The organism is Streptomyces botrytidirepellens, from assembly GCF_003721215.1.
Taxonomy (GTDB): Bacteria; Actinomycetota; Actinomycetes; order Streptomycetales; family Streptomycetaceae; genus Streptomyces; species Streptomyces himastatinicus.
In genome coordinates, this window is sequence record NZ_RIBZ01000302.1 from 22,268 (window position 1) to 38,487 (window position 16,220).

Annotated in this window: 16 protein-coding genes; 8 read left to right on the top strand and 8 right to left on the bottom strand. The window is 71.3% G+C overall.

Going from position 1 to position 16,220, the window contains the following annotated elements; all coding sequences use genetic code 11:
* Positions 1–5: 5 nt before the first annotated feature.
* A complete protein-coding gene (locus EEJ42_RS25280) occupies positions 6–1,079 on the bottom strand; it encodes an alkene reductase (RefSeq protein ID WP_184503264.1) in 1,074 nt (357 codons plus the stop codon).
* 264 nt (positions 1,080–1,343) lie between these two features.
* On the opposite strand from EEJ42_RS25280, the gene EEJ42_RS25285 reads away from it, so the two are divergent.
* Complete coding sequence (locus tag EEJ42_RS25285; RefSeq protein ID WP_123103235.1) at positions 1,344–1,817, top strand: MarR family winged helix-turn-helix transcriptional regulator; 474 nt, start codon at positions 1,344–1,346, stop codon at positions 1,815–1,817.
* A 9-nt stretch (positions 1,818–1,826) separates the two neighbouring features.
* On the opposite strand, the gene EEJ42_RS25290 is transcribed toward EEJ42_RS25285, so the two are convergent.
* Positions 1,827–3,083, bottom strand: coding sequence for a CynX/NimT family MFS transporter (locus EEJ42_RS25290; RefSeq protein ID WP_123103199.1), 1,257 nt, complete (start codon positions 3,081–3,083; stop codon positions 1,827–1,829).
* Positions 3,080–3,259, bottom strand: a complete 180-nt coding sequence (locus EEJ42_RS25295; RefSeq protein WP_123103201.1) for a hypothetical protein — start codon at positions 3,257–3,259, stop codon at positions 3,080–3,082. Before EEJ42_RS25295 ends, EEJ42_RS25290 begins: the two co-directional genes overlap by 4 nt.
* A gap of 73 nt (positions 3,260–3,332) precedes the next feature.
* Between EEJ42_RS25295 and EEJ42_RS25300 the strand changes: the two genes are divergently transcribed.
* The 4 genes from EEJ42_RS25300 (at position 3,333) to tyrS (ending at position 8,765) form a co-directional block, all read left to right on the top strand.
* A complete protein-coding gene (locus EEJ42_RS25300) occupies positions 3,333–4,271 on the top strand; it encodes a LysR family transcriptional regulator (RefSeq protein WP_246097355.1) in 939 nt (312 codons plus the stop codon).
* 100 nt (positions 4,272–4,371) lie between these two features.
* The gene (locus EEJ42_RS25305) at positions 4,372–5,904 is read left to right on the top strand and encodes a TldD/PmbA family protein (RefSeq protein WP_123103205.1); all 1,533 of its coding nucleotides are present in this window, start codon (positions 4,372–4,374) and stop codon (positions 5,902–5,904) included.
* Complete coding sequence (locus tag EEJ42_RS25310; RefSeq protein ID WP_123103207.1) at positions 5,901–7,286, top strand: metallopeptidase TldD-related protein; 1,386 nt, start codon at positions 5,901–5,903, stop codon at positions 7,284–7,286. The genes EEJ42_RS25305 and EEJ42_RS25310 overlap by 4 nt, the downstream gene beginning before the upstream one ends.
* A 60-nt stretch (positions 7,287–7,346) precedes the next feature.
* Entirely contained in the window at positions 7,347–8,765 is a 1,419-nt protein-coding gene (gene tyrS, locus EEJ42_RS25315) for a tyrosine--tRNA ligase (protein WP_123103209.1), read from the top strand.
* Positions 8,766–8,881: 116 nt separating this feature from the next.
* On the opposite strand, the gene EEJ42_RS25320 is transcribed toward tyrS, so the two are convergent.
* The gene (locus tag EEJ42_RS25320; protein WP_123103211.1) at positions 8,882–9,163 is read right to left on the bottom strand and encodes a GlsB/YeaQ/YmgE family stress response membrane protein; all 282 of its coding nucleotides are present in this window, start codon (positions 9,161–9,163) and stop codon (positions 8,882–8,884) included.
* A 213-nt stretch (positions 9,164–9,376) separates the two neighbouring features.
* Here EEJ42_RS25320 and EEJ42_RS25325 point away from each other — a divergent pair, with 213 nt between their 5' ends.
* Positions 9,377–9,802 carry a DUF3099 domain-containing protein gene (locus EEJ42_RS25325; protein ID WP_123103213.1) on the top strand — a complete coding sequence of 142 codons (426 nt, stop codon included), beginning with the start codon at positions 9,377–9,379 and terminating at the stop codon, positions 9,800–9,802.
* Positions 9,803–9,995: 193 nt separating this feature from the next.
* Positions 9,996–10,235 (top strand): hypothetical protein, encoded by a 240-nt coding sequence (locus EEJ42_RS25330; protein ID WP_184503265.1) that lies wholly within the window; start codon positions 9,996–9,998, stop codon positions 10,233–10,235.
* A 40-nt stretch (positions 10,236–10,275) separates the two neighbouring features.
* Here the strand turns inward: EEJ42_RS25330 and moaA are convergent, their stop codons facing one another.
* The 3 genes from moaA to EEJ42_RS25345 all read right to left on the bottom strand — a co-directional run bounded on the left by moaA (position 10,276) and on the right by EEJ42_RS25345 (position 13,339).
* Positions 10,276–11,265, bottom strand: a complete 990-nt coding sequence (gene moaA / locus EEJ42_RS25335) for a GTP 3',8-cyclase MoaA (RefSeq protein ID WP_123103215.1) — start codon at positions 11,263–11,265, stop codon at positions 10,276–10,278.
* A 101-nt stretch (positions 11,266–11,366) separates the two neighbouring features.
* Positions 11,367–12,986 (bottom strand): solute symporter family protein, encoded by a 1,620-nt coding sequence (locus tag EEJ42_RS25340; RefSeq protein ID WP_123103217.1) that lies wholly within the window; start codon positions 12,984–12,986, stop codon positions 11,367–11,369.
* Positions 12,983–13,339: a DUF485 domain-containing protein gene (locus EEJ42_RS25345; protein WP_123103219.1), complete on the bottom strand. Its 357-nt coding sequence runs from the start codon at positions 13,337–13,339 to the stop codon at positions 12,983–12,985. Before EEJ42_RS25345 ends, EEJ42_RS25340 begins: the two co-directional genes overlap by 4 nt.
* A 325-nt stretch (positions 13,340–13,664) precedes the next feature.
* On the opposite strand from EEJ42_RS25345, the gene EEJ42_RS25350 reads away from it, so the two are divergent.
* Positions 13,665–15,212: a S8 family peptidase gene (locus tag EEJ42_RS25350; RefSeq protein WP_123103221.1), complete on the top strand. Its 1,548-nt coding sequence runs from the start codon at positions 13,665–13,667 to the stop codon at positions 15,210–15,212.
* A gap of 251 nt (positions 15,213–15,463) precedes the next feature.
* On the opposite strand, the gene EEJ42_RS25360 is transcribed toward EEJ42_RS25350, so the two are convergent.
* Entirely contained in the window at positions 15,464–16,117 is a 654-nt protein-coding gene (locus EEJ42_RS25360; RefSeq protein ID WP_123103223.1) for a lysoplasmalogenase, read from the bottom strand.
* Between the last annotated feature and the right edge of the window lie 103 nt (positions 16,118–16,220).

Here is a 16,220-nt window from a genome sequence, read left to right on the forward strand (position 1 = left end):
CCGGTTCAGCCGAGGGCGGGGTAGTCGGTGTAGCCACGGTGGTCGCCGCCGAAGGAGGTGGCGCGGTCCGGGGTGTTGAAGGGGCCGCCCGCGGCGAGGCGGACGGGCAGGTCGGGGTTGGCGAGGTAGAGCGCCCCGTAGGCGATCAGGTCGGCGGTGCCGTCCTCGATGAGCGTCAGCGCGTCGGGGCCGGTGGGCTCCGTACCGGTGAACGGGTTGAGGACGAAGGTACTCGGCCATGCCTTGCGCAGCCGTACGGTCAGGTCGCGGATCTCGGGAGCCTCCATCTGGTGGAGGTAGGCCAGGCCGAGCGGGGCGAGCGCGTCCACCAGGGCGGTGTAGGTGGCCTCCACGTCCGTCCGGTCACTCTCGTCGATGTCGTTGAAGGGGTTGCCGGGGGAGATACGGAAGCCGACCTTGTCCCCGCCGATGGCCTCGGCCACGGCCCGCGCGGTCTCGACGGCGAAGCGGATCCGCCGCTCGGGGCTGCCGCCCCAGGCGTCGGTGCGCCGATTGGAGTTCGGCGCGAGGAACTGGTGGATCAGATAGCCGTTGGCGCCGTGCAGCTCCACGCCGTCGAAGTCCGCCTCGACGGCGTTGCGCGCGGCGGTCGCGAAGTCGGCGACGGTTTCCGCGATCTCCGCCTCGGTCAGCTCGTGCGGCGTGACGAAGTCCTGCGGCCCGTCGTGCGTATAGACCTGCCCCTTGGCGGCGACCGCGGAGGCGCCGACCGGAGTGAGCCCCATCAGGCTCGGGTGCCCGACCCGGCCGGTGTGCATCAACTGGAGGAAGATCCTGCCGCCCTCCGCGTGCACGGCGTCGGTGACCTTGCGCCAGGCCGCGATCTGCTCGGCGGAGTGGATGCCGGGGGTGTCCGGATACCCCTGTCCGACCACCGAAGGCTGCGTGCCCTCGGTGACGATCAGCCCGGCGCCCGCCCGCTGCGCGTAGTAGGCCGCCATCAGCTCGGTGGCGCTCTGCCCGGGACCGTACGCACGGCTGCGGGTCATGGGCGCCATCACGATGCGGCTGGACAGGCGGAGGCCGCCGAGGTCGTAGGGGGCGAAGGCCGTTGTCATGATCAGACTCCTGTTCGGCTTGGATGCGCGGCATCACACGATGCCATTGCCTGTCCGAACAAGTAAATCCGAGAATCGATTCCCCGAAGACCGTGATGTGCGTCACTCCCCTTTGCTTGCTGGCACCTGACACCCGCTCTCGGGCGGTGGCAGGGACCAGCGATAGAATGTCCCTGCCCAGGCAATCATCACTGCGAGAGGGTTATGAAGGACGTGTCGAACGACCCCGGCGCCGCATCGCCCGCGGACTGCTCCGCCGCGGACATGGCCCGCCCGCCGATGCCGCCCTCGATCCGGGCGGGAGCCATGAACCACGCGATCTTCCGCGTGGCCCGCCTGCACCGGATGCTCGCCGGACAACTCCTGCGCCGCGTGGGACTGCACCCCGGGCAGGAGCTGGTCATGATGCAGCTGTGGGACCTCGGCCCCCAGCGCCAGACAGACCTCGTACGCCTCCTCGGCTCCGACGCGGCCACCATGACCCGCACCGTCAAGCGCTTGGAGCACGCGGGCTTCGTCCGTCGCCGCCCCAGCGAATCCGACAAGCGCGCCACCATCGTCGAACCCACGGCCGCCAGCCTCGCCCTGCGCAAGGAAGTCGAACAGGTCTGGGCGGACCTCGAGGAAAGCACCGTCGACGGCCTGGCCGAAGAGGACCGGGAAGCCACGATCCGCGCCCTGGCCCGCATCGAGGACAGCCTCAGCCGCGCAGCCGAACGCCAGCCGCCCCTCGCGTAGTCGGCACGGTCACCGCGCGGGCGGGGCGGGGGTGTTCGCGGGGGCGGTGGGGTGCTCCGTGGGGTCCTCCGGCCGTGGGGGGCTCAGGCGTACGACGCCGGGGCGGGCGGCCAGGAGGCCGCAGATCAGCTCGGGCACGACCAGCAGGAGCAGCAGGGCGATCGACGGCTCCCAGCCGCCGGTGACGCTGTGCAGTACGCCGAAGGTCAGGGGGCCGGTCGCGGCGAGGAGGTATCCGCCGGACTGGGCCATGCCCGAGAGGCGGGCCGTGACCGCGGCCGTGGGTGAGCGCAGGTTGAGGAGGGTGAGGGCGATCGGGAACGCGCTGCCGGTGGCGACGCCGAAGACCGCGACCCAGACCCATCCGGCCCGGGGAGCCAGGAGCAGGCCGACGAGTCCGATCGCCATCAGGGTGACGACCCCGAGGACGAGCGGGCGTTGGTCGCGCAGGCGGGCGGCGACCACGGGGACGACGAAGCCGAGGGGGATTCCGATGATGATGATGACCGAGTTCATCATTCCGGCGGTGGCGGGCGCGAAGCCGTGGTCGCGCATGATCTGGGGAAGCCACGCCGTCAGCGTGTAGAACATCAGCGACGTCATCCCCATGAAGACCGTGAGGGACCACGCCAGCGGCGAGCGCAGCAGCGCTCCCTTCTCCGCGCGGGCGGGCGCCCGTTCCGGTGGCTGCTTCCGCCCGCGGAGGGCGAGCGGGCACCAGACCAGGGCCGCGATCAGGGACGGGGCCGCCCACGCGGCGAGGGCCAGCCGCCAGCCGCCCATGTGGTCCAGGGGGACGGCCAGGCCCGCAGCGGCGGCGCCGCTGACGGACATCAGCATCATCGCCAGGCCGGTGAGCGGTCCCACGTGGCGGGGGAACGCGTGCTTGATGACCGCGGGCACCAGCACGTTGCCCGTGGCGATCCCGGCCCCGGCCAGCACGGTGCCGGTGAACAGCGCCGGCTGGGCGGGGAGTACGCGCAGCAGGAGCCCGACGGTGAGCACCACGAGCGCCACGGTGATCGCCGCCTGGGTGCCGATGCGGCGGGCGAGCACGGGGGTGAGCGCGGAGAAGATGCCCAGGCACAGCTCCGGCAGGGTGGCGAGCACGCCCGCCTCGATGCCGGTGAGCCCGAAGTGGTCCTGGAGTTGGCCCAGGACCGGGGGGATGCCGGTGATGGCCGCCCGCAGGTTGAGGGTCAGCAGCACCAGACCGATGAGGGTCCAGAGGGCTGCGAGGCGAGTGGCGCGGGGTGGGGGCGTCATGTCGCCCGGCCGCGGCGGGGGCGCCGGGTGCCGTGTCCGCCCGCGGCGAGTGCCGTGCCGTCGATGCCGTAGGGGACCAGGAGCATCCGAAGCCGTCCGCAGGCGCAGCGGCTCCAGACCACGACGCCCTCGCTGGTGGTGTGCCGGGAAACGATGGTGCTCGTGTCGGTGCACATGCCAGCAGGATGACCCCGGCCGACCGTTGCGGTCCATTGCACGTTTTGCTGGTCGTGTGTGCAAAATAGTTTCATGATTGACCTGCGTCGGCTTCACATGCTCCGCATGGTGCACCAGCAGGGCACGGTCACCGCGGCCGCCGAGGCCCTGCATCTCACCCCGTCGGCGGTCTCCCACCATGTGCGCGAGCTGGCGCGCGAGCTCAGGGTGCCGCTCCTGGAGCCGCAGGGCCGCGGCGTCCGGCTGACCCCGGCCGCGCTCCTGCTCATCGACCACGCCGACGCGCTGCTGGCCCGGTGGGAGGAGGCGCAGGCGGAGCTGGAGTCGTACCGGGCGGGCATGACCGGACCGCTGCGCATCGCGGGCTTCACCACCGCGATCAGCGGCCTGATCGCCCCCGCGGCCGGGCGGCTGCGGCACAGCCATCCCGACCTCCTGGTGCGGGTGCGCGAGTGCGACACCGTGGAGAGCATGGATCTGCTGGTGGCGGGCGAGGTGGATCTCGCGGTCGTGGAGCCCATCGAGGGCGGGCCGCAGCCGGATGACGCGCGGTTCGAGCAGAGCCCCCTGCTGGAGGAGCCGTACTTCCTGCTGGTGCCCGCCGCCCACCCGCTGGCGCGGGCGGGGTCGGTGCGGCTGGAGGACGCGGCGGCCGAGGACTGGATCGTCGCCGACCCGGGCACCTGCGACCACGCCCAGCGGGTGCGGGTGCTGTGCGCGGCGGCCGGGTTCTCGCCGCGGATCGTGCACGCCGCCACCCAGTGGCCGGCGGTCTGGTCGCTGGTCGGGAACGGGCTGGGCGTCTCGCTCATCCCTCGGCTGGCCGAGGGCCCGGCGGGCGGGGCGGTGGCGCGGATTCCGGTGGCGAGCGGGAACATGCCGACGCGGCGGATCCTCACCTGCGTGCGCCGGGGCAGCCGGCGGAACCCGCTCGTCGACCTCGGAATGCGGGCGCTGGACGACGCGGCGCGCGACCACGGGACCATGGACGACTGGCCCCGATCCGCCTGACGGCCCACCGCGGCCTGCGCCGGGTAACGCGATGGACACCCCCGGTGTCGTAGCGGCATGGTTCACTGCGGTCGGACATACATCGACGAAGGGGTCGCCCGTGTCGCACGAGATCGATCCGTCCTTCCTCGCGCTGCCGTTGCACGCGCTCGCCGACGCGGCGCTCGCGCGGGCGCGGGCGTTGGGGGCCGAGCATGCGGACTTCCGGTTCGAGCGGGTGCGCAGCGCCTCGTGGCGGCTGCGGGACGCCCGGCTCGCGGGGTCGTCCGACGTCACGGACCTGGGGTACGCGGTCCGGGTGGTGCACGGGGGGAGCTGGGGGTTCGCGTCCGGGGTGGACCTGTCGATGGACGCGGCGGCGCGGGTGGCCTCGCAGGCCGTGGCGATGGCGAAGCTGTCGGCCAAGGTGATCGAGGCGGCGGGGTCCGATGAGCGGGTGGAACTGGCGGACGAGCCGGTGCACGCCGACAGGACGTGGGTGTCGTCGTACGAGATCGATCCGTTCGACGTGCCGGACACGGACAAGACCGGGCTGCTGGCCGAGTGGAGTTCGCGGCTGCTGGCGGCGGACGGGGTGGCGCATGCGGACGCGTCGCTGCTGACCGTCCATGAGAACAAGTTCTACGCGGATACGGCGGGCACCACGACCACCCAGCAGCGGGTGCGGCTGCATCCGCAGCTGACCGCGGTGGCGGTGGATCCGGCGAGCGGCGAGTTCGACTCGATGCGCACGCTGGCCCCGCCGGTCGGCCGCGGCTGGGAGTACCTCACCGGGCGCGGGCCGGGCGGCTGGGACTGGGACGCGGAGCTGGCCGAACTGCCCGGGCTGCTGGCGGAGAAGATGGCGGCGCCGTCGGTCGAGGCGGGCTCGTACGACCTGGTGATCGATCCGTCCAATCTGTGGCTGACGATCCATGAGTCGATCGGCCACGCGACCGAGCTGGACCGGGCGCTGGGGTACGAGGCGGCGTACGCGGGGACGTCGTTCGCCACCTTCGACCAGCTGGGCAGCCTGCGGTACGGCTCGGAGATCATGAACGTCACCGGCGACCGGACCGCCGAACACGGGCTGGCCACGATCGGGTACGACGACGAGGGCGTGGCCGCGCAGTCCTGGGACCTGGTGAAGGACGGCAGGCTGGTGGGGTATCAGCTGGACCGCAGAATCGCCCGGTTGACCGGTCTGGGCCGGTCCAACGGGTGTGCGTACGCCGATTCACCGGGCCATGTGCCGGTGCAGCGGATGGCGAACGTGTCGCTGCGACCGGACCCCGGCGGCCCGGCCACGGACGGGCTCATCGGCGATGTCGAGAACGGGCTCTATCTGGTCGGCGACCGCTCATGGTCGATCGATATGCAGCGCTACAACTTCCAGTTCACGGCGCAGCGGGCGTACCGCATCCGGAACGGGGAGCTGGCCGGGCAGGTGCGGGACTTCGCGTACCAGGCGACCACCACCGACTTCTGGGGCTCGATGACGGCGGTCGGCGGGCCGCAGACGTACGTCCTGGGCGGCGCCTTCAACTGCGGCAAGGCCCAGCCCGGCCAGGTCGCGTCGGTGTCGCACGGCTGCCCGTCCGCGCTCTTCCGCGGCGTGAACATCCTCAACACCACCCAGGAGGCGGGAGCATGAGCGTGAAGCCGCACGAGATCGTGGAACGCACCCTGGAGCTGTCCCGCGCGGACGGCTGTGTGGTGATCGCGAACGAGACGTCGACCGCCAACCTCCGCTGGGCGGGCAACGCGCTGACCACCAACGGCGTCACCCGGGGCCGCACCCTGACCGTGGTGGCCACGGTGGACGGAGCGGAGGGCACCGCCTCCGGGGTGGTGTCCCGGTCGGCCGTGACCGCCGAGGAGCTGGAGCCGCTGGTACGGGCCGCCGAGGCGGCCGCGCGGGACGCGGGACCGGCCGAGGACGCCCAGCCGCTGGTCGAGCCCCGGCCCGCCTCCCCCGGCTTCGCCGACTCCCCCGCCGAGACCTCCTCGGAGGTGTTCGCGGCGTTCGCCCCGGCGCTCGGCGAGGCGTTCGCCGCCGCCCGCGCGGGCGGCCGGGAGCTGTACGGGTTCGCCAGCCATGAGGTGGTCTCCAGCTATCTGGGCACCTCCGGCGGGCTGCGGCTGCGCCATGACCAGCCGAGCGGCACGCTGGAGCTGAACGCCAAGTCGCCGGACATGACGCGCTCGGCCTGGGCCGGGCGGGCGACCCGGGACTTCACGGACGTGGACCCGGCCGCGATCGACGCCGAGCTGGCGCAGCGGCTGCGCTGGGCGGAGCGGAAGGTCGAGCTTCCGGCGGGCCGCTACGAGACGCTGCTGCCCCCGACCGCCGTGGCCGATCTGCTGATCTACCAGCTGTGGTCCTCGTCGGCCCGGGACGCGGCGGAGGGCCGTACGGTCTTCAGCAAGCCGGGCGGCGGCACCCGGGTCGGGGACACGCTGTCGGAGCTGCCGCTGACGCTGCGCAGCGATCCGCACGAGCCGGGTCTGGAGGCGGCGCCGTTCGTGATCGCGCACTCCTCCGGGGACGACGCGTCGGTGTTCGACAACGGGCTGCCGCTCCCCGCCACCGACTGGATCCGGGACGGGGTGCTGAAGCACCTGGTCACCACCCGGCACTCGGCGGGGCTGACCGGGCTGCCGCTGGCCCCGGGGATCGACAACCTGATCCTGGACGCGGGCGGCACCCGCTCGCTGGAGGAGATGGTCGCCTCGACCGAGCGGGGCCTGCTGCTGACCTGCCTGTGGTACATCCGCGAGGTCGATCCGGCCACCCTGCTGCTGACCGGGCTGACCCGGGACGGGGTGTATCTGGTGGAGGGCGGCGAGGTCGTCGGCGAGGTGAACAACTTCCGGTTCAACGAGTCGCCGGTGAGCCTGCTGTCCCGGGCCACCGAGGCGGGGCGCACCGAGCCGACCCTGCCGCGCGAGTGGGGTGACTACTTCACCCGGGCCGCGATGCCTGCGCTGCGGATCCCGGACTTCAACATGAGCTCGGTCAGCAAGGGGGTGTGAGAGCGGCTAATAGACTGGTCCCCGCCCATCCGTCCGCTCCCCACTCTCACCAGGAACCCCATGACACGCCTCGGCGCATCCGTCGCCCGCGCCCGCGAGCTGCTCGACCAGGACCTCTCCTCCGACAAGACCGTCGAGCAACTGCTCACCGAGACGTCCGCGCGGCGCTCCCTCGATCTGAGCGACCTGTCGGCACAGGAGCAGGCCGAGCTGATCGCCTCCCGTACGGTCGAGGTCCTGCCGGGGATCAAGGAGCTGGCCGAGCGGATCGAGGAGCGCCGGTCCGCGGGCCAGGGCCTCGCCATCAAGCTGGGCATCGACCCGACGGCCGCCGATGTGCACCTCGGGCACACCGTGCCGATGATCGTCCTCAACCGCTTCCAGCGGATGGGGCACGACGTCACGCTGCTGATCGGTGACTTCACGGCCAAGATCGGCGACCCGTCGGGGCGTACGGCCGAGCGCCCGCCGCTCACCGACGACGACATCGCGCGGAACCTCGCGGGCTACCAGGAGCAGGTCCGGCCGTTCTTCGACTTCGAGAAGGTCAGCTTCCGGCAGAACAGCGAGTGGCTGTCGCCGTACACCTTCCCGGAGTTGCTGGGGCTGCTCGCGCAGGTGCCGGTGTCCCAGCTGCTCCAGCGCGAGGACTTCCGCAACCGGCTGGCCGCGGGGTCCGGGCTGACCATGTCCGAGCTGCTGTACCCGATCGCGCAGGGCCTGGACTCGGTGGCGCTGGAGAGCGACGTGGAGCTGGGCGGCGCCGATCAGCTGCTCAACCTCCAGATGGGCCGCAAGCTGATGGAGCTGCGCGGCCAGCAGCCGCAGCTGGTCGTCACCATGCCGCTGATCGAGGGCACGGACGGCACCGGCGCCAAGATGTCCAAGTCCAAGGGCAACTACGTGGCGCTCAGCGCGCCCGCCGACGATGTCTTCGGCAAGATCATGTCGATTCCGGACCGGCTGATGAAGCCGTACCTGGAGGCGTGGACGGAGTGGACGGACGCGGAGATCGCCGCCGCGACCACCCGGCTGGAGACCAAGTCGCTGCACCCGATGGACCTCAAGAAGGTGCTGGCGGGTGAGGTCGTGGCGGCGCTGTACGGCGTCGAGGCGGCGATGAAGGCGCGTGCGGGCTTCATCGCGCAGTTCTCCAAGAAGAGCTTCACCGACGTCGGGACGCTGCCGGTGGTCGACGCCGCGGAGCACGGCGGCGAGACCATCGCGACCGTGCTGAGCAAGGTCCTGGAGTTCCAGCCGAGCGCGTCGGCGGCCCGCCGGGTCGCCAAGCAGAACGGGCTGCGGCTGGTCGTGGAGGCCGAGGACGGGCAGAAGGCGATCGTGCTCGCCGAGGCCCAGGCCGTACGGCCGCTGGCCGAGGTGGTCGCGGAGGTGCTGGCGGACGCCGGGCTCACCCCGGCCTCCGGCGGGGTCTACCTCAAGGCCGGACGGAAGATCGCCCAGCTCCAGGGCGTGTGACCCCCGGCGTGTGACCCCTCGCCTCCAGGACGAAGCGGCGGCCGGTGCGCTTCCACCACGCGCGCCGGCCGCCGCGGCTTCCGCGGTGCGCTCCCGGCCCTAGGAGGTCGTGCCGCTCAGGCCCGTTCTCTCCTGCCGCCGTGGCGGATCGTCTGCCACAGCGGGGTGCCGAGCGCAACGATCACGATGGCCCCGGCCAGCTGGAGCAGATGCCGGATCCAGTCGAATCCGCCGGTGTGCCTGACCCCGATCCATCCGGCCACCGCATTGCCGATGATGGCTCCGAGGATGCCGTAAATGCAGGTCAGCCACAGCGGGATGTCTTGCTTGCCCGGCAGGATCGCCCTGGCGATCACACCGAGAATGACGCCTACGACGATCGCCCACAGCCAGTTCATGTCGCCTCCTGACGCGGCGGGGGATGCGCGTTTCCTCCCAGTGTTCGACCGTTTTCGCTACGGCGCATGTCGAAGCGTCCCGTACGGGCCGTGGCGTACGGCCGTCGCCACCCATCGGGGTGCCCCGGTCTCGAACCGTATGGGGGCGCGGCGTAACGTTGAGTACGTATCGGAGCGGGGGGTACCTGCTCGGGGACCAGGTGGTGGAACGTGATGCGGAAGCACAGCGAGACCGAGGTCTTCCGGATCACCGGGGCCCGTCAGGGGCTGGCCGACGACGTGCGCGGCCGGCAGCGGCGCTATGTGATCTCGATGTCGGTGCGGACGGTGGCGGTCGTGCTGGCGGCCGTGCTGTGGAACGTCGAGCGCCATGTGGCCATCGTTGCCCTGGTGCTGGGTGTGTTGCTGCCCTACGTGGCGGTGGTGATCGCGAACGCGGGCCGGGAGAACGCCCCTTCGCTCCCCACGACCTTCGTCCCGACGCCGATGCGCCCGATGCTCACCTCCGGCCGGGACGAGGCACCTTCGGATGCGGAACCGCCATCGGCGCCCCATTCGGCACCGTATTCGGCATCGGCGGAACCCGGTCCGGAAGATGCCGCACATACCAGCGAGGATGGACGCGGGGGACACGGCTGACCTGCCGCGTTTCCGGAAGCTCAGGAAAACCTCAGATCAATCATGCTGTTCCGGTGCACCGCGCCCTATCCCTCGTGACATACTTCGTACGCGCTCCGCATCCCCCGTCGGAGCGACGGACCGACGCCGGGCGGCTCCCCCCGTGGCTGCCCGGCGTCGTCATGTCCGCGCCGGTTTCCGTAGCATCTGCGGTGTGAACATCCTCAACGCCGCCACCGAGACCGACACCCCGATCTGCTCCGCCAAGGGCTGCCGCGCCCCCGCCGTCTGGGTGCTGGCCTGGAACAACCCCAAGCTCCACACCCCGGAGCGGCGGAAGACCTGGCTGGCGTGCGAGGAGCACCGCGAGCATCTCTCGAAGTTCCTGGGCATGCGCGGCTTCCTGAAGGACGTCGTGTCCCTGGAGGAGTGGTCGGCCGCCGAAAACCAGTGAGCGGACGCCGAAGCCGGTGAGCGCCCGCGGACGCCGGTGGTCAGCCGCCGATCGCCGACATCGGGCGGTCCGGCTGGAGGAACGACGGGTCGTCCAGCCCGGATCCCGCCTTCTTCCCCCACATCGCCTGCCGCCACAGCCGGGCGACCTCCTCGTCCGGCGCGCCGGAGCGCAGCGCGCCCCGCAGATCGGACTCCTCGCGCGCGAACAGGCAGGTGCGCACCTGTCCGTCGGCGGTGAGCCGGGTGCGGTCGCAGGCGCGGCAGAAGGGGCGGGTGACGGAGGCGATGACGCCGACGCGGGCCGGGCCGCCGTCGACGAGCCAGCGCTCGGCGGGGGCGGAACCGCGCTCGTCGTCGCCCTCCGCGGTGAGGGTGAAGCGGGTGCGCAGGCTCTCCAGGATGTCCCCTGCGGTGATCATGCCCTCGCGCTGCCAGCCGTGCTGGGCGTCGAGCGGCATCTGCTCGATGAAGCGCAGCTCATAGCCGTTGTCCAGGGCCCAGGCGAGCAGATCGGGTGCCTCGTCATCGTTGAGCCCGGGCATCAGCACGGCGTTGACCTTGACCGGGGTGAGTCCGGCGGAGTGTGCGGCGGCGAGGCCGCGCATCACATCGCCGTGGCGCTTGCGCCGGGTCATGGTCTGGAAGACGTCGGGGCGCAGGGTGTCGAGCGAGACGTTGACCCGGTCCAGACCGGCGTCGCGCAGGGCGGCGGCGGTGCGCTCCAGGCCGATGCCGTTGGTGGTCAGGGACATCTCGGGGCGCGGGGTGAGGGCGGCGCAGCGCTCGACGATGGAGACGAGGCCGGGGCGCAGCAGTGGCTCACCGCCGGTGAAGCGGACCTCGGTGACACCGAGGTCCGTGACGGCGATCCGGATCAGCCGGACGATCTCGTCGTCGGTGAGCAGATCAGGCTTGGCGAGCCATTGAAGCCCCTCTTCCGGCATGCAGTAGGTGCACCGCAGGTTGCACCTGTCGGTCAGGGAGACACGCAGGTCGGTTGCGACTCGACCATAGGTGTCGATCAGCATGTCGGCGGCCCCTCACGGTTCGCTTGCGTGCAGTGCGGTCAATTGTCCCGCACCGTACGCGAAGGCGGTGACGTCGAGGGGCCGCCGGGGGTCGTTCGGCGTCAGTGGGCGCCGTGTCCGGTGAGCGAGCGGACCTCCAGTTCGGCGTACTTGGCCTTGTCCGGCTCCTCCTTGGAGACGATCGTGCCCAGCCAGCCGAGCAGGAAGCCCAGCGGGATGGAGATCAGGCCGGGGTTCTCCAGCGGGAACCAGTGGAAGTCGACGTCCGGGAACATCGAGGTCGGCTTGCCGGAGACGACGGGCGAGAAGAGCACCAGGAAGACGGAGGAAACGAGCCCGCCGTAGATCGACCAGAGGGCGCCCTGCGTGGTGAAACGTTTCCAGAACAGGCTGTAGAGGATGGTCGGCAGATTGGCGGAGGCGGCGACCGCGAAGGCGAGGGCGACGAGCCCCGCGACGTTGAGATCTCGCGCGAACACCCCGAGGACGACGGCGACGGTGCCGATGCCGACAGTGGCCCAGCGGGCGGCCCTGATCTCCTCCTTCTGCGTCGCCTGGCCCTTGCGGATCACGTTGGCGTACAGGTCGTGGGCGAAGGACGACGAGGAGGCGAGGGTGAGCCCGGCGACCACGGCGAGGATGGTGGCGAACGCCACCGCGGAGATCACCGCGAGCAGGATCGCGCCGCCGGTGGAGTCCGCGCCGCCGCCGATCTCCTCGGCGAGCAGGGGCGCCGCGGTGTTGCCGGACTTGTTGGAGGCGATGATCGCGTCGTGGTCCAGCAGGGCCGCCGCGCCGAAGCCGAGCGCGATCGTCATCAGGTAGAAGCCGCCGATGATGCCGATCGCCCAGTTGACCGACTTACGGGCGGCCTGGGCGGTGGGGACGGTGTAGAAGCGGATGAGGATGTGCGGCAGTCCGGCGGTGCCGAGGACCAGCGCGATGCCGAGCGAGAGGAAGTCGAGCTTGGAGGTGGCGTTGACCCCGTACTTCAGGCCCGGCTCCAGGAACGCACTGCCCATGCCGCTGTTCTTGGCCGCCTCGCCCAGCAGCTCGGAGACGTTGAAGTTGAACTTGAGCAGCACCAGGAAGGTGATCAGCAGCGTTCCGGCGATGAGCAGGACGGCCTTGACCATCTGCACCCAGGTGGTGCCCTTCATGCCGCCGATGGTGACGTAGAGCATCATCACCACGCCGACGAGCACGACGATGAGGATCTTCCCGGCCTCGCTGGTGATGCCCAGCAGCAGCGAGACGAGGACGCCCGCGCCCGCCATCTGGGCCAGCAGGTAGAAGATCGACACGACGATGGTGGAGACGCCCGCGGCGGTGCGCACCGGGCGCTGGCGCATCCGGTAGGCGAGCACGTCGCCCATGGTGTAGCGGCCGGAGTTGCGCAGCGGTTCGGCGACCAGGAGCAGGGCGACCAGCCAGGCGACGAGGAAGCCGATGGAGTACAGGAAGCCGTCGTAGCCGGAGAGCGCGATGGCCCCGGCGATGCCGAGGAAGGACGCGGCGGACATGTAGTCGCCGGAGATGGCGAGCCCGTTCTGGAAGCCGGAGAACTGTCTGCCGCCGGCGTAGAAGTCGTTGGCGTCCTTGGTCTGCCGGCCCGCCCAGACGGTGATGGCCAGGGTCGCCACGACGAAGACCGTGAAGAGCGTGATGATCAGCGGACGGTTGTCCGACGCGCTCTCGGCCGCGAGCAGGTACGTACTCATGCGTCATCCCCCAGACGGGCCTTGATGGCCTCCGCGCGCGGATCGAGCTTGGCGGCGGCGTGCCGGGAGTACCACCAGGCGATCAGGAAGGTGGTCAGGAACTGGGCGAGGCCGAACACCAGGGCGACATTGATGTTGCCGACGAGCTTGGTGCCCATGAAGCCGCCCGCGTAGTTGGACAGCAGGACGTAGAGCAGGTACCAGCTGACGAACGCGATGGTCAGCGGGAAGGCGAACGAGCGGTGTGCGGTGCGCAGTTCGCCGAATTCGGGGCTCGCCTGCACCTCGTCGTACGGGGGGCGATGATGCTGCCGCTGATCGTCGGGACGATCGCTGGCCGGTGCGGTATCCACGGTCTCTCCTGGTGAGTGGGTCTGACGGGGACGTACGACGGCGAAGGTGATCCGGATCACGCATCGTAAAGCGGGAGCGAAGTCCACAACAGGGTCTGGTGGTTGAAAGACGGAGGGAAAATTCGCTGATGCGTTTGGATCCGGGCGCTGTGGCGGGTTTTCTTCCGGAATGTATTGATACCCGGCGATGATCAGCGATAGCTTCGCTCGTCATGTACCCGCCCACGCGCATCCGCGCTGCGGCGGTCGTTACGGATGAGGTGGAGACCCCATGGCTCAGCTGAGATCGGATGCTCCCAGACCCGGGACAGGTTCCACTGCGCGAATGAAGTCTTCCGGATCGCGGGGGCTGACGCCACGGGCCGTCGCCATACCCGCCGCCTTAGCGCTCACCGGCGCGCTGGCGTTCCTGCCGACCTCGGCGGGTGCGATCGGGCAGGACCAGCACGTGCCCGCCGCACCGGCCGCGACCGCCGACGACGGCCCGTCGCTCAGCTACGTCGTCAACGTCCGCCCGGGCCACCACGACGGCTCGCGGATCGAGAAGGCCATCAAGCAGGCCGGTGGCACGGTGGTCACCTCGTACGACCGGATCGGCGTCATCGTCGCCCACTCGGCGAACCCCGACTTCGCCAAGACCCTCCGTACGGTCCGCGGCGTCGCCTCCGCCGGTGCCACCCGCACCGCGCCGCTGCCCGCCCAGTCCACCGGCGACACCGGCGCCCCGAAGCTGCTGAGCGAGAAGGAGCGCAAGGCGGTCGCGGCCCGCGCCAAGGCCGGTCAGGACCCGCTGGAGCCGCTCCAGTGGGACCTGCCCGCCATCAAGGCGGACAAGGCCCACGAGAAGACCCTCGGCAGCCGCAAGGTGACGGTCGCGGTCATCGACACCGGCGTGGACGACACCCACCCCGACCTGGCGCCCAACTTCGACCGCAAGGCGTCGGTCAACTGCGTGTCCGGCAAGCCGAACACGGCCGACGGCGCCTGGCGGCCGAGCGCGGAGGAGAGCCCGCACGGCACGCACGTCGCGGGTGAGATCGCCGCCGCGAAGAACGGCATCGGCGTCACCGGGGTCGCCCCCGGCGTCAAGGTGTCCGGCATCAAGGTGTCCACGACCGCCGGGTTCTTCTACACCGAGGCCGTCGTCTGCGGCTTCATGTGGGCCGCCGAGCACGACGTCGACGTCACCAACAACAGCTATTACACCGACCCGTGGTACTTCAACTGCACCGGTGACCCGGACCAGAAGGCCCTGGTCGACGCGGTGCGCCGGGCCTCGTCGTACGCCGAGCGCAAGGGCGTGGTCAACGTGGCCGCCGCGGGCAACGAGAACTACGACCTCACCTCCGACAAGATCACCGACACCTCCAGCCCGAACGACACCACCCCCGGTGAGCGGGTCATAGACCCCAGTACCTGCCTGGACATCCCGACCCAGCTGCCGGGCGTCGTCACCACCGCCTCGACGGGCGCCAAGGGGCTCAAGTCGTCGTTCTCCAACCACGGTCTCGGCGTCATCGACGTCGCGGCCCCCGGCGGCGACAGCACCGTCTACCAGAAGCCCGCACCCCCGGCCGAGGACGGACGGATCTACAACACGCTCCCGGGCGGCAAGTACGGCTACATGGCGGGCACCTCGATGGCCTCCCCGCACGCGGCGGGCGTCGCGGCGCTCATCAAGAGCACCCACCCGCGGGCCTCCGCCGCACAGGTGAAGGCCCTCCTGAAGGCCCAGGCCGACGACACCGCCTGCCCGACGTCGTACGACATCGACGGCGACGGCGAGATCGACGCGGTGTGCGAGGGCGGCAAGGGCTACAACGGCTTCTACGGAGCCGGGCTCGTGGACGCCCTGGACGCGGTCAAGAAGTGACGCGCTGACATGATGTACGGGCCGCCGGGCAGCGCTTCCGCCCGGCGGCCCGTACGTGTTCCCGGGAAGCCCGCGAGAGGCTCCGCCGCCGTGCACCATGACGACTCCTGGGGCCCGCTGCCGCCGAGGTCGGCCACCCCGGCGGACTCCTACCGGGCGCGGGCCGACAAGAAGGTCGCCCGTCTGACCGCCCAGCAGCTGGCCGCCCGGGAGGCCCGGAAGGCACCGCCGCCCGGCCCGGATCGTCCGGCTCAGGCGGCTGCCGGAAGCGCCCTGAGCGGTGCTTCGCGGGCCGTCCGGCGCAGCAGTCCGGCGGTCAGCAGGTACTGCGCGGCGCTATAGGTGGCCATGATCCAGAACTGGGGTACGGGCAGCCGCGGCCAGTCCGCGAGACCGGCCGCGATCAGGCCGTCGGAGAGCAGGAACAGCGCCCCGCCGAGCCCGGTCCACGGGCCCGCGCGCAGCGCGCCCAGCGCCATCGCCGTCAGCAGCAGGCTGTACGCGGCGACCGGGACGCGCAGTCCCGCGTCCAGCCCGGGCCACAGCGCGGCCGTGCTGCCGAGCCACACCGCCCCGTAGCCCGCCGCCACCCACGGCGCCGTACGCGGCCGCCCGGGCCGCGCGAACAGGGTGAGGTAGCAGAGGTGTCCGGCCGCGAAGCAGCCCATTCCGGCCAGGAAGGCCGTCTCGCCGCCGAGTTGCAGCAGCACGTCCCCGCCGCAGCCGCACAGCAGCGCCGCCACCAGCGGGCGCGGCCCGCCGCGCAGCAGGACGTGCGCCGCGAGGACCGGCATCAGGGCGGGCTTCGTCAGATGGACGAGCGTGGTGGCGTCCGCGAGCAGCGCGCCCAGATGCGTGGCGGCCAGCAGCGCGAAGAGCCCGGCCAGGGCGCGCGCGGCGCTCATACGGCGCGCTCCGGCTCCCGCTCCCCCGCACCCGCCGCACCCGCCGCGTCGGGCGGCGCCGCAGGCGCCCAGCCCGGGCCGCGGAAGACCCGCCCGACCCGCT